This window comes from Enhygromyxa salina, assembly GCF_002994635.1.
GTDB lineage: Bacteria > Myxococcota_A > Polyangia > Nannocystales > Nannocystaceae > Plesiocystis > Plesiocystis salina_B.
Genome location: NZ_PVNL01000011.1, coordinates 20767 through 34210 on the forward strand (window position 1 = coordinate 20767; position 13444 = coordinate 34210).

Genomic DNA, 13444 nt, shown 5'->3' on the forward strand with positions numbered 1-13444 from the left:
GTAGGCCGATCACGATAGGCGCGAGGACACGACCATGCACGACCCCAAGCGAAGCGAAGACCCCAACCTGAGCCGACGTGGCGCCCTGATCCGCATGATGGAGGTCAGCGTGGCGATCGCCGGCACGGCGCTATTGACCAGCGGCGCGACCGAGAACCACGCCGAGGCCAGGCGCCCGCCCCCCCCGATCGAACCGCAGAGCCCGCTGGTCTCACTTCAGCTGCAGTCGCCCCACGGCGGCGAGTTCCCCAGCTTCCGCCACGGTGGCGACGTGTGGATCGCTGGCTCCGAGGGCGAGCGCTACAGCCTGCGCCTGCAAAACCATAGCCCGGAGCGAGTCGAGGTGGTCGTCAGCGTCGATGGGCGCGACGTGATCAGCGGCCGACTCGGCGACTACGCCAAGCAGCGCGGCTACGTGATCGACCCGTTCGGTGTGTTGGTCATCGAGGGCTATCGGCAGTCGCTCGACAACGTCGCCGCGTTTCGCTTTGCCGACCTCGCCGACAGCTACTCGGCGCGCCTGGGCACCCCCGTTCACGTCGGCATCATCGGCGTCGCGGCGTTCGCCGAGAAGGTTCGCTCGCGCCGACACAAGCAGCCGCTCGCGCCGATCGACGGCGACCCGTTCCCCGGTGAGGACGCTGGCGTGGCGCTGCCGCCCTCGTCGGTCGTCAGCGGCGCCGACAAGGCCCGCCGCAGCGCCGAGAAGCGCGGCGAAGCGGGTTCGAGCGGGGGCTGGGCGGCCCCCGAGCAGCCCAACTCGCTGGGCACGGAGTATGGCGAGAGCACCTTCGCGCCAGTCGAAGAGGTCTCGTTCAAGCGCAAGCACAACAAGAAGCCCGACCAGCTGCTGGTGCTCCGCTACGACTCGATCGACGGGCTGCGCTCGCGCGGCGTGGTGTTCGATGATCGGCCCGTGCACCGACCGGTGCGGACCTGGGACCGCGAGCCGCGGCGCCCGTCTGGCCGCGACTTTGCCCCGCCGCCCCCACCTCGAGACTGGTGGCGCTGAACCGCGCGCCATCGCGGAGCGGCTCGCTCCGCGATGGTGTCGCCAGGCCTACTGCCAGGTGACCGAGACACACCACTGCTGAAACGTGCCGGCATCGCCAGCCGCCAGATCGTTGGGCTGCAGCGTCCAGTTGCCGACCATCGAGGTGTTGTTGAAGCCGTTGAGCGCGGCGTTGGGCGTGCGGTTGCCACCGATCGCCGGGTTCACGGTGCACTGGGCCTGCACCGACCCGCCGACGGACTGGTCGTCCAGGGTGACGTTGATGTTGTCGCCCCCGCAGTTGCCGAGGCCGTTGGTCACGCGGTTGATCAGCACGCGGCTGGTCGCGCCTTTGGTCAGCGTCCAGCTCAGATCGCCGACATAAGTGTGCAGCGCGGCGATCGAGACGTTGACATCCGTCACGGTGCCACCCGCCGGGATGTTGATGCTGGACGCCACGCCGAAGCCCGACGCGGGGATCGCCGTGTTCGGGCTGGTGCACACCGTGTACGGATTGGCGATCGCCACGCACTGGCTGGTGTTGAGCCCGCAGCTGTTGTCACACGTGAGCGTGCCGCCGCCGGCGAAGCCCTGTGACACGCAGGTCTCACCGCCGAGGTTCATGCCGTCACACTGCTCGCCCGGGTTGATCGCCCCGTCGCCGCAGACGTAGCAGGCAGAGGTGTTGAACTGGCAGTTGTTGGGGCTGTTGCAGGCCAGCGCCCCGCCGGCGAAGCCCTGGCTCATGCAGGTCTGATTGCCGAGCTGGGCGGCGGTGCAGTTGGCTCCCTGATTGCCGCAGTCACACTGGTCGTTGCCGTTCTTGACCCCGTCGCCGCAAAATTCGTTGCTGCACATGCCCGTGTCGAACACGCAATTGTTGGCGCACGACAGCGTGCCGCCGCCGACGAACCCGAGCCCATTGCAGGTCTGCCCGGCGAGGTCGTTGCCGTCGCACTGCTCGTTGCCCTCGACCATGCCGTCGCCACAGTCAGTGCACGCGCTGGTGTCGTAGCCCGAGCAGTCCTCATTGCAGCCGAGGATCCCCGCGTCGAAGCCCTGCGAGCTGCAGGTCTCGCCCTCGAGCACGCCTGGCTCGCAGACCTCGGCGCCCGAGACCACACCGTCGCCGCACAGCGAGCAATTCGAGGTGTCGATCATGCACGCGTCGACGCAGCTGAGCGAGCCGCTGTCGAATGGCGCCATCGAGGGACTGAGGAAGTCGCCGCAGGTCTGGCCGCCGAAGTCGGCCCCATCGCACTGCTCGTTGCCCTGCTGGACCGCGTCGCCACAGTTGTAGCAGCTGTCGGTGTTGAAGGTGCAGCCGGGGCTGCACGACAACAGGCCGTCGTCGAAACCGATCGACATGCAGGTCGCGCCGTCGAGCTCGTCCTTGTCGAGCAGATCACTCGCGGGCTCGCACTGCTCTGGATCATTGACGACCGCGTCGCCACATCCGCTGCACGTCTCGAAGTTGTATGTACAGTCGGGGTTGCAGCTGAGCGTCTCCATCGAGGTGCCAAGGTTGAGATCGAAGCAGGTCTCGTGCTCGCCGAGGTCGGCGCCATCGCACACCTCCATGCCATCGACCATGCCGTTGCCGCAGTCGCTGCACAGGCTGGTGTCGAGCATGCAGTCGGTGCACAGCAGGCCACCACCGCCGAAGCCCTCGCTCTGACAGCTCGCGCCGCCGAGATCCCCGGTGTCACACGCTTCGCCGTCCTCGATCACGCCGTTGCCACACGTACCGCCGTCGGTGTCCGTGTCCGTGTCCGTATCCGTATCAGTTGAACCGGTGTCCGTCGCGTCCGTGTCGGTCGCGTCCGTGTCGGTCGTGTCAGTCGCATCGTCGGTCGTGTTGCCGCTGCTCGACTCCGCGGTTGGATCATCCGTGTCGCTGCTCGTGTCGCTGTCGGTCGTGGTCGACCCCGCGTCGACGCGACCTTCATCCGGGCATGCGGTCAGCATGAACCCGAGCGAGACCAGGAGCGGAGCGAGGTTGTTGGAAGTCCCAAGAGGGTGGCGGCGCATGGCCATATTTTATCGAGCGGCAAAATCTCGAGATGAGAATCCATCGCTGACCAATTTTGGCAGGTTGGGCCCGGCCCTCAACCGCGCAAATCCAACTGGTAAATCAGCAGTTTATGGAGACGACGCCTGGTTAGTTTCGTGAGCACGACCGAGCCCGACCGCCCGCACTCGAGCCCGCCGCCGGGACATCTGCCCCCCTGCTCCCCCGTCGGCCGTTGGCCACCATGGCACGAAAGCTGCGCGACGCCGCGACCAGCCAAGCCCGCGCCGCCATTGTTGTTTTTGGTGATCGCCAGCTAGATCACCCGACCTCGGTCGAGCTTGAATCACCGCTGCCCGTGAGCGACGACGGCTCGAGACAAGACCAGGACGAACACACCCACCCGCGGAGACTCAAAGCTACCGATCAGGCAGGCCAGGGCCGCGTCGAACCCGGTAAAACCGTTGGGCGCTCGCGCGGGTCGACCGACGGGTCGTCCCGGTCGCGCACGCGGCCAGAGACTGCGCGGCGGGCTCAGATCGTACGAGTGGTCCGATCAGGGCCGGGTCCGCAGCGCCTCGCTGATGTACGGCCGCACGTAATCGGCCAAGAGGTGAGCCCCGCTCGGGGTCACGTGGACGCCGTCGCCCGAGCGCACCCGGGTGCGGGTGCCGTCGACGACCACGTGATCGCTGTACGCACCCTTGACCGTCAGCGCATCCCAGGTCGAGACGAACCGCGCGTTGGGTCGCAGCGACATCTCGACCTCGTAGACCTCGTTCATCACCGCGACGCGACTGCACAGCTTCTCGGACTCGACCTGCGGCATGCCCAGCCAGAACAACCGCTCGCGTCCGGGCGCGACCGCGTCGGCGAACGCGTTGACGCGGCGGCGGTACTCGGGGACCCAGCCAGGATCACCATAGCGGTACCACTCGGGGTCGGCGTTGCGGCCCATGTAGATGCCCTGCCCGTCATTGCCGCCAAACATGCACACGACGACGTCGGGGTTGGCCTCCTCGCGGGCCTTGGCGCCGAGCTTGAACCAGTCGTGGAAGTCCGGGCGCGCCAGACCCGACGACGCCTTCGCGCGGCGGTCGATCTTGCAGCCGAACTCGCGCTCGAGATCCTGGCCCAGGTACAGGCCAAAGCCCCCGCCCATCATGCTGCTGCCGATCATCAAGACCGTGGCCGCGTCGGCGCGAGCGCTGCGAGGTAGCACGAACGCCGCAGGCGCGGCGGCGAGCAGCGAGAGAAAGCCCCGCCGGGTGGTCCGAGTCGTGTTCATGGTTGGTCGTGTCACTTGGGCCACGCGTAGATGCCCGCGAGCTCGCGATCCGTCGCGCGGGCGTCAGCCGGGGCCGAGATCGAGACGAGGTCCCCAGGCAGCAGCGAGAGGTACAGCTCGCCGCGCTCGGACCTGAGATCGGGATGGTCCTTGCGGTCGTCGCTGTCGTCGATCAGCGTGCGCTCGGACGACCAGTCCACCGCCATCGCCATGCACACCGGGGGCGCGCCCGTCGAGCACACGATCGCGCGCTTGGTCGTGTCGATCGAGACCTCGTTCACGCCCAGATCCGAGTCGGTGATCTCGACCGTGATCTCGGCCAGGACCTCGCGCCCGACCCCCGACAACAGCTCGCGCGCGCGCAGGGTCATCGCCCTCGTCGTCACCGAGACCCCACCGACCCCAGCCATGCTGACGTCGGCCAGCGAGTCGGTCCAAAACCACCCGGCCTCGGTCTCGAGCGCGAGGATCAGGTGCCCGGTGTAGCCCACGTCGAAGTAGCCGATCTGCAGCAGCTGCGCGTGCTTGAACGAGCCGTTCAGGCGCCGCTTGGCGAGGGTGCGCTTGGTGGGTCGGTCCTTGATCTGGGGCTCTCGCTCGCAGCGGGCGTCGGCGTCGGTGGGGCCGAGACCGTCGGCCGCGAGCAGCCCGGTCGTCGCCTTGCTGCACAGCTCGTCGAGCGACTTGGCTGGCCCGTTGATCTTCACGCGCAGCTCCTCCGGTAGCGGCGCGCCGGGTCCACAGCCCACGATCGGCTCGCCGGCCCCGCACGCGGTCATGCAGGCGGCGAGCGCCGGCTCGTCCAGGGTCGCGTCGGACCGCCGCCGCGCCGCGTCACACTGGGTCTGGCACTGGACCTCACACGGCTGCGCGCTGAAGTCCTCGATGTCGGCGAGATCCTGCCCGGCCTGGACCCCGCGCAGGTAGCCCCAGATGCCCGCGCGCTTCCACTCGGCGTCGATGTACTGGTAGTAGCCAAACAGCTGGCCGTCACGAACCATGAAGCTCATCGTGTGCGTGGGCTTGCCCTTGAGCGAGACGGTCGCATCGATCGCGCCGGGGATCAGCTTCGACTCGCTGAGCGCCGCCTCGGACACCTGGATCTTGTTCTTCGCAAACACCACGTCGTCGTAGCCGGTCTTGGTCAGCTGGATCTTGCCTTCGCAGTTGTCGACGCTGACCTTCATCTGAAAGTGACCGTTGATCCCGCGCGACGAGAGGTCTTCGGAGCCGACGACCGTGGTGTCGAAGGTCCAGTCCCCGGCGAGGTCAACCAGGCTCGCGCAGTGGCCGGTCACTGGCTCGGGCGGCGCGTCGAGCTTGGTGCACTTGCCGTCGAGGCAGCTCAGGCCGTCGACGCAATCGTCTTTCTTGGTGCACGCAGCACCCGCGTCGCCCGGCTCGGACTTGCAGGCGAACATGAAGGCCAGTCCAAACCCGACCGCGACTGAAGGCGCGAGAGCGATGCGCATGACCGGGACGCTAACCGCCCGAGTTTGAGCAGAATCGCTCGACTGGCCGATATAAAGTGAGCTTTTTCACAAACAACAGATATGGCGGACCATGGAAACTACTGAAACTGTCTTAGATACTGAGAACCGTCGGGTGAGCGTGGCCCCTCGTCAACCCAGCCGAACCAAGAGAGAAACTCGATCATGAAAACTCTACGACTGCTTTCGCTATGTCTTGTTGGAAGCGCGCTGACCCTGTCGGCGTGCGGTGACAAGGTCGACACCCAGACCACCGCAGCCACGACGGCCACCAACACCTCGAACGGCAGCGCCGACACGGACAACGAGGATACGGAGACTGGCGGGGCCAGCGACTTCGGCGGCGACGGTGATGGCGATCCCGCCACCACGACTTCCGCTGGGTTCGTGCCCACCGACGGCGACATGGCGTCGATCGCCGAGTGCGATCCATGGACCCAAGATTGCCCCGAGGGTGAGAAGTGCGTCGCATACGGCAGCACGGGCGGCGGCTGGGACGCCAACAAGTGCGTGCCGATCAACGGCGAGGGCACCCAGGGTGAGCCCTGCACCTACGACGGCACCGCGGCGTCGACCGACGACTGCAACGCAGACACCTGGTGTTGGAACGTCTCGGAAGAGGGCGTGGGCGTCTGCACCTCGTTCTGCACCGGCTCGCCCGACGACCCGATCTGCGAGCCCGGCTTCGGCTGCTCGATCGCCAACGAGGGCTCGATCACCCTGTGCCTGCTGAACTGCGACCCGCTGCTGCAGGACTGCCCGTCGGCTACGGACTCGTGCTTCTACGACTTCAGCGGCAACTTCGTGTGTGCCTTCTTCACCCAGAACCTGCCCACCGGTGAGCCCTGCGGCTTCATCAACGACTGCATCGGCGGCGACATCTGCCTGGGCGCCGAAGTGCTGCCCAGCTGCGCCGGGGCGTCTTGCTGCGCCGAGTTCTGCGACCTGACCGATCCCACCTGCACCGTCGGCGGGACCGAGTGCACGCCCTTCTTCGAGGACGGCACCGCGCCGCCCGACTACGTCGACGTCGGCGTGTGCATCATCCCCGGCGCCTGATCAGCTGATCGGCCTGCGCGCCAAACCATCGAAGGCCAGCGGCGACGCTGGCCTTCGTCGTTTGCGCTCTAGAACTACAGGTGGACGACCTTGGTGTGCTCCTCGCCGGCGATCAGCCGCAGCTCTCGCCACGAGCTGCGGTCGTTGAGCGAGCTCCAGCGGCGCTCGACCTCGCGGTAGTGCCAGTCGATGTCGACCTGGTAGTACAGCTGCAAGCCCCGGGTCTCGATGATCTTGCGGATCTCGTTGCTGTGATAGTTGCGGGGGTCGTGGTCGGTGTTGGCGCGCTGGCCCATCTCTGCGTAGGTCTGGCCGAGGGCGATCAGCAGCTCCTCGACCTCGGGCGCGAGCGGCTTGGCGGGCAGGCCGATCCGCTGCGCCTCGCGCAGGGTGATCGGGTAGCCGTGCGCGGGGTAGTCGGCATTGAGCGCACGAGCGATCTGCGCCGCCCGGTCTCGGTCCGCGAAGTGATAGGACAAGATCTCCGTACACAGCTTGATCGACAGTGAGCTCGCGCGGTCGACCGCGCCGATCACCAGCGGATGCACGAAGTCGAACAGCTTGCCCCACGGGTTGGGGATCGGCTGGTCGGCTCCTGGAACCGACTGGTCTGGGTCGGCTCGGGACTCGTGTTCGTGCCACAGACGAACCACGCGGACCAGCTCGTCATGGCTGACGCTGACCCGATCGTTGGTGTGATCCAGGGGCGAGAGCGCGTGGCGGATCGAGGTGTCGACGGCCGACAGATAGCCGAGCGGACCGATCTGGATCTCGTCGGCTCCGAGCGCGAGCATGGTCGCAGCCGAGGCCGCCTCGAGCGGGACCAGGGCCGTGACCTCGTCGGCCCAGTGCCGCAAGATGTTGGTCATCCGCAGCGCGGCCGTGCCCTGGCCGCCGTCGGACTTGATGAACAGGAAGATCCGCCGCGAGCCAGCGTGGGTGTCCCGGGCGCGACGCAGCACGTGATCGAGCGCCGCCACGTCGGCCTGGCTCATGCTCGCGTGGGGCGAGCACCAGTAGCTGACGAACACGCCACCCAGCGCTCGCTCGAGCCGCTCGATCAGCGGCGCGGTGCGGTTGAACAAGATCGGCGGGCGGCGGATCTCCACGCTGTTCGTCAGGGCCGCGGACGGCTCGAGCGTGGTGTCGAGTTCGGGCTCGGTCATGCGGACCCGAGCATAGCGCTGTCGATGGGTCCGTCCGGTTGTAGACTCCGGCCGTGTCGGACCGCGAGCGCGCCCCGCGAACCACTCGGCTGCTCGCGTGGGTGATCGCGGGTGTTCTGCGGCATCGCAGCGTCGCGCTGATCAGCGTGGCGATCGCGGTCGCGGCCGCGGGTCTGGGGCTCGCGCGGCTGCAGGTCGACTTCTCCTCGACCGCGTTCTACGGGGACGCCTCGGCGGCCGCCCAGCGGCTGGTCGACCACCGCGCGAGCTGGGGCGCCGACGACGACACGCTGCTGGTGCTGATCGAGCCGAGCGACGCCGACGATCCAGCCGGGGTGCTCAGCCGCGAGCGGCTCGACGCGATCGCCGGGCTGAGTCGCGCGCTCGCGGACGCGTCGCAGGTCGAGCAGGTCGTGTCGATCGCCACGCTCACGCTGCCGCTGCCACCACAGCTTGGGTCAGCGTCGGCGAGCGCCACGTTTCCCAGCGTGGCCGCGGGGCTCGGGCTCGCGCAGCTCGACCCCGCGCAGCGCCGCGCGCTGCTCGAGCGCATGCCCTTCGTGCCCACGCTGCTGTCGGCCGACGGCAGCGTGACAGTGATCATGGTCGAGCTCAGCTTCTCGACCGACGACGTCCTGCGGGCCCGGTCGGTCGTCGACGAGCTCGAGGCGTTGATCGCCAGCCACCAGGCGAAGCAGGGGAATCAGCCGCTGGCCGAGGTCGGCCTGATTTGGCAGATCGCCGGGGTCCCGGCCGTGCGCGCGGGGTTCATGGGCCTGGTCGTGCGCGACCAGCTGCTGTTGGTGCCGCTGACCTTGCTGGTGATCGGCCTGGCGCTGTTCGTCGTGTTTCGCCGGCTCCACGGCGTGGTGATCCCCGCGATCGCGGCCGGGCTGCCAACTTTGATGTTGGTCGGGATCATGGGCTGGACCGGCGAGGGCCTGGGCTTGCTGAACCAGGCCTACTTCAGCTTGCTGCCCGTGATCGTCGTCGCCGATGCGATCCACCTGCTCGCGCGCTACCACGAGGAGCGCCGCGCGGGCGCGGACTCGCGGGACCAGGCGATCGTTCGCGCGGGCTCGCGGGTCGGCGTGGCGTGCCTGCTGACCTCGCTGACCACCGCGACCGGGTTCGCCTCGCTCGCGCTGGCAGACATGCCGATCTTGCGGGGGTTCGGGCTGTACGCCGCGCTCGGGGTGGTGCTGGCGTTCGTGACGGTGATCGTGCTGGTGCCTATGTTGCTGACCTTCGTGCGCGACGATCGACATCCGCCCCCGTTGCCGGGGCTGCGCTGGGTCGACGCGGTCGTGGGGCTGGCGATCCGCCGACCGTGGGCGGTGGTGATCGGCAGCGTGGGGCTGATGCTGCTCGCGTTGGTGCCCGCCTCACGGGTCGAGATCGACAATCAGATCTCGGGCCTGCTCGAGCCCACGCACCCGACCAGCGTGGCCAGCGAGACCGTCGACGAGCGGCTAGGCGGCGTGCTGGGGCTGGAGCTCGAGCTGCGTGCGCCGCCCGGCGTGGATCTGCGTGAGCCACAGCTGCTCGCGGCGATCCACGGGTTCGAGCTGTGGCTGGCCGAGCAAGCTGGCGTGCGCACGGTCGAGGGCGTGGCGTCGATCGTGGCGGGCGCTGGGGAGCTGCTCGGTGAGCCCACGACCGTGCCGAGCTCGCGCGCAGCGATCGACGCCCGGCTCGCTGCGGTCGCGGCCTACGCTCCGCTCGATCGCTTCGTGCGAGACAGCGGCCAACACCTGCGGATCCACGCGGGCATGCCCGACTTCGGCGGGCAGAAGTTCGTCGCCATCGCGGATCGAGCCGAGGCCGAGCTCGCGCGACGCCTGGCCGCGGTCCCCGGCGGCGAGCAGGTGCAAGCGTACGCGACCGGCACCGCCCTGCTCGCCTATCGCGGCGTCAATGCGATCACCAACGACGTGCGAGACAGCTTCGTGCTGGTGTTCGCGGTGATCGTGGGCGTCATCGCCGTGTTGTTTCGGAGCCTGTGGCCCGCGCTGATCGGGCTGCTCCCAAACGGCGCGCCGCTGCTGCTGGGCTACGCGATGCTCGGGGTGCTCGGCCAGGTCCTCGATCCCTTGGCGGCGGTGATCTTGACGCTGGCGCTGGGGATCGCGGTCGACGACACGCTGCACATCATGGTCCGCACGCGCGAGGAATTGCGCGACGGCAGCAACCTCGAGACTGCGCTGCGCCGGGCGGTCGGGCACACCGGGCGGGCGGTGCTGGTGACGAGCGTCGTGATCGTCGGCGGGCTGTCGCTCGAGATGCTGTCGTCGTTTCCGCCGATGCAGCTGCTGGGGCTGCTCGGCGGCGGCGTGATTGGCTTCGCGGTCGTCCTGGACCTGTTGCTGCTGCCCGCGCTGATCGTGCTCTCGCGTGGGCGCGGGCTCAGCTAGTAAATGACCCCCACATGGACCTTAGACTTCGCCGACTGCAGCCGCTGGCGCGTCTGGTCGCTTCGCTCCTCGGGGCTGTTTGTTCGCAGGCGCATGTGTGGCCCCCTGGGAGGGGGCTCTAAACCCATTTCCTGTGTCCATGGGTCGCACGACGTGCGGAAAAATCTAGCTAGCTCCCGGGCCTGACGCGATCAACCGGGCCGGGCCCAGGTGACCTGGGCGAACGCGGCGTGGTTGTGAATGCTCTCGTGGTTCTCGGCGTGGACCCGAAACCACTGAACGCGGCGATCATCTTGCAACACCCGCGCGACGTTGCGGACCATGTCCTCGACGAACACGGGGTTGTCGTAGGCCTGGACCGTCACGAAGGCCTCGTCGGGCCGCTTGAGCAGCGGATACACGGGGGCCGATGCCGATCGCTCGGCGACGTCGATCAGCTCCTCGATCCACACCAGCTGCGGAGCGCCGAGCTCATCGCGATCCGTGCGCACGCTGATCGTGATGTAGCCGCGCTGGTTGTGGGCCCCCCGCTCGGAGATGGCCTTGCTGCACGGACACAGGCTGGTCACGGGCACCCGCACCCGCAGCACGAAGTCGTCGCTGGCATGCTCGCTCACCTCGCCGATGAAGGCGCAGGCGTAATCCATCAGCGCCGTCGCGCCGCTGACCGGCGCAGCTCGCTCCAAGAAGTAAGGGAACTCGACCTCGATCCGCGCGCTGGCGGCGTCGAGCCGATCGCGAAGATCCCGAAGGATCGCCGGCACGGTGCGCATGGTCACCTCGCCGTGATGGTCGTTGAGGACCTCCACGAACCGGCTCATGTGGGTGCCTTTTTGCTCGCGCGGCAGCGACACCGACATCGTGAAGGTGCCGATCGTCCGCTGCTTCTCGGTGGTCCGGTCGAGCACGACGATCGGGTGACTCAGGCCGGCGACGCCGACGCGGTCGAGGGCGATTTCTCGGTCGTCTGAGAGGCCCTGAACGTCCTGCATCGTCGGCGTCCTACCACGGATCCGGGGGCGGACAAACGCGACGGATCGCGGTCAGAGGTTGCGACCGACCAGTGACCAGCGCTCGCGATCCCAGCTCAGCAAGTTGGCCGTGGCGTTGCGCAGCTGGAACTGCGGCCAGTCTCGCAGCGGCCGCTCGAGCGCGTGACAGACGAACGCGGCCTGGGCCATCTGGTGGCACACGACCGCGATCACCCGACCGCGCCAGTCGTCGCCGAGCTGGGCCAGGATCTCCGTCATCCCACCGCTCACCCGCCGCGCCAGCGCGCCCATGCTCTCCCCGCCGCCGGGGATCTCGACGTCGGTTGGGTCGCGCTTCCAGGCGCGAAAGAACTCGGCGTGCTCGGTCAGGATCGGCTGAAAGTCGTGGCCTTCGAACAGGCCCTGATCGAGCTCGCGCAGGCTGGGAACGACCACGGGTGTGCCCAATCCCGCCGCCAATCCCGCGGCGGTCTGGCGGGCCCGCTGCTGCGGTGAACACCACACCCGCTCGACCTCACCCGAAAATCGCTGGGCGAGCGCGGCCGCCTGTTCGCGGCCCTGCTCATCGAGCGGAGGATCCGAGCGCCCGCCGCAGAATCGGTGCTCCGCGTTGAACGAGGTGCGACCGTGGCGGACCAACAACACCGCCAGCGCGCGTTGGTCCGCGACCCGACGCCACGGTTGATCGGCGCGACCCAAGCTCACTGCACGTTACAAAATTGCTCGTAGTCGATCAGCTCGATCTGTTCGGGCGGCTTCGAGCACACGCGGCACTCGGGATCCTTGCGCAGCTTCATGGTCCGCCACGAGGTCTCGAGCGCGTCGAACACCAGCAGCCGACCCGACAGGGTCTCACCGACGCCCAAGATGATCTTGAGCGCCTCGTTGGCCTGAAGCGTGCCGATCATGCCGGGCAACACCCCGAGCACGCCCGCCTCTTGGCACGAGGGCGCCATCCCGGGCGGCGGCGGATCCGGGTACAGGCAGCGGTAGCACGGGCCGCCGTCTGCGGGGTTGGCCGTGAACGTGGTGACCTGGCCCTCGAACCGGAAGATCGACGCGTGCACGACCGGCTTGCCCAGCTTGAGGCTGGCGTCGTTGAGCAGGTAGCGGGTCGGGAAGTTGTCCGCGCCGTCAACGATCAGATCGTACTGCGAGATGATGTCGAGCACGTTCGAGCTGTCGAGCCGATCCTCGATCGGGATCACCTTCACGTCGGGGTTGAGCGCTTGCAGGGTCTTGCGCGCGCTCTCGACCTTGGTCATGCCCAGCCGCTCGATGTTGTGCAGGACTTGGCGCTGCAGGTTGGACTCGTCGACCACGTCGTCGTCGACGATCCCGATCGTGCCCACGCCCGCGGCCGCCAGGTACAGCGCGCTGGGCGAGCCCAGCCCGCCCGCGCCCAGGAACAACACCTTGGCGTCGAGCAGCTTGCCCTGCCCGGCCTCGCCGACCTCGGGCAGCATGATGTGTCGGCTGTAGCGCTTGAGCTGCTCGGGCGTCAGCACCCGCGGCCGCTCGAACGGGTAGCCGGCGTTCTTCCAGGCCCGAAACCCGCCGGCCATCGACGAGACCTTGGTGTAGCCGAGCTCGCTGAGCGAGCGCGCGCCCAGAGCCGAGCGCACACCCCCCGCGCAGTAGACGATCACCTCGCGGTCGCGATCGGCGACCAGATCTTCGATCTTGAGCTCCAAAAACCCGCGCGGGATCCACTCGGCGGTCGGGATGAAGCCTTGCTCGTACTCGTCGCGCTCCCGCACGTCGACCAGCACGGGGCCGCTGCTCCCGTTGCCGTCGAGCACTCGTGCCTTGGTGTCTTCGGCCGAGACTTCGTGGATACCTTGTTTGACCTGGGACAGGACCTCGTTGAACGTCGCCATGTTTTACCTGTTCTTCGTGGGGTTATCTGACCCGACGATTTTGCTTCTCAGAGCATGCCAGGTACCTGCCAGACTCTGACCGAACCCGGCCAGATCGTCAACGATCAGCTATTTACGGTCAACGGCCGCCAAATCACTCCGCGAGTGATCGGC

At 67.9% G+C, this 13444-nt stretch carries 10 protein-coding genes; 3 read left to right on the forward strand and 7 right to left on the reverse strand.

Features of this window, described 5'->3' with window-relative positions; translation table 11 throughout:
• Positions 1-34: 34 nt before the first annotated feature.
• Positions 35-1012: a hypothetical protein gene (locus ENSA7_RS02020; RefSeq protein WP_106087489.1), complete on the forward strand. Its 978-nt coding sequence runs from the start codon at positions 35-37 to the stop codon at positions 1010-1012.
• A 48-nt stretch (positions 1013-1060) separates the two neighbouring features.
• Here the strand turns inward: ENSA7_RS02020 and ENSA7_RS02025 are convergent, their stop codons facing one another.
• From ENSA7_RS02025 to ENSA7_RS02035, 3 genes are all read right to left on the reverse strand, one after another.
• Complete coding sequence (locus ENSA7_RS02025) at positions 1061-3022, reverse strand: proprotein convertase P-domain-containing protein (RefSeq protein ID WP_146157226.1); 1962 nt, start codon at positions 3020-3022, stop codon at positions 1061-1063.
• A gap of 536 nt (positions 3023-3558) precedes the next feature.
• The gene (locus ENSA7_RS02030; protein WP_106087491.1) at positions 3559-4290 is read right to left on the reverse strand and encodes a DUF459 domain-containing protein; all 732 of its coding nucleotides are present in this window, start codon (positions 4288-4290) and stop codon (positions 3559-3561) included.
• Between the two features lie 11 nt (positions 4291-4301).
• A complete protein-coding gene (locus ENSA7_RS02035) occupies positions 4302-5762 on the reverse strand; it encodes a hypothetical protein (protein ID WP_106087492.1) in 1461 nt (486 codons plus the stop codon).
• Positions 5763-5945: 183 nt separating this feature from the next.
• Here ENSA7_RS02035 and ENSA7_RS02040 point away from each other — a divergent pair, with 183 nt between their 5' ends.
• On the forward strand, positions 5946-6839 hold the full coding sequence (locus ENSA7_RS02040; protein WP_106087493.1) for a ribulose phosphate epimerase: 894 nt from the start codon (positions 5946-5948) through the stop codon (positions 6837-6839).
• Between the two features lie 74 nt (positions 6840-6913).
• Here the strand turns inward: ENSA7_RS02040 and ENSA7_RS02045 are convergent, their stop codons facing one another.
• Complete coding sequence (locus ENSA7_RS02045) at positions 6914-8005, reverse strand: SDH family Clp fold serine proteinase (protein WP_106087494.1); 1092 nt, start codon at positions 8003-8005, stop codon at positions 6914-6916.
• A gap of 53 nt (positions 8006-8058) precedes the next feature.
• Here ENSA7_RS02045 and ENSA7_RS02050 point away from each other — a divergent pair, with 53 nt between their 5' ends.
• Positions 8059-10419, forward strand: a complete 2361-nt coding sequence (locus ENSA7_RS02050; protein ID WP_106087495.1) for an efflux RND transporter permease subunit — start codon at positions 8059-8061, stop codon at positions 10417-10419.
• 191 nt (positions 10420-10610) lie between these two features.
• Here ENSA7_RS02050 and folE2 read toward each other — a convergent pair whose 3' ends face one another.
• The 3 genes from folE2 to moeB are packed head-to-tail and all read right to left on the reverse strand — an operon-like array spanning position 10611 to position 13291.
• Entirely contained in the window at positions 10611-11411 is an 801-nt protein-coding gene (gene folE2 / locus ENSA7_RS02055; RefSeq protein ID WP_106087496.1) for a GTP cyclohydrolase FolE2, read from the reverse strand.
• Between the two features lie 51 nt (positions 11412-11462).
• Positions 11463-12110: a histidine phosphatase family protein gene (locus ENSA7_RS02060; protein ID WP_181232954.1), complete on the reverse strand. Its 648-nt coding sequence runs from the start codon at positions 12108-12110 to the stop codon at positions 11463-11465.
• Between the two features lie 2 nt (positions 12111-12112).
• Positions 12113-13291 carry a molybdopterin-synthase adenylyltransferase MoeB gene (moeB, locus tag ENSA7_RS02065; RefSeq protein ID WP_106087498.1) on the reverse strand — a complete coding sequence of 393 codons (1179 nt, stop codon included), beginning with the start codon at positions 13289-13291 and terminating at the stop codon, positions 12113-12115.
• Positions 13292-13444: the final 153 nt, after the last annotated feature.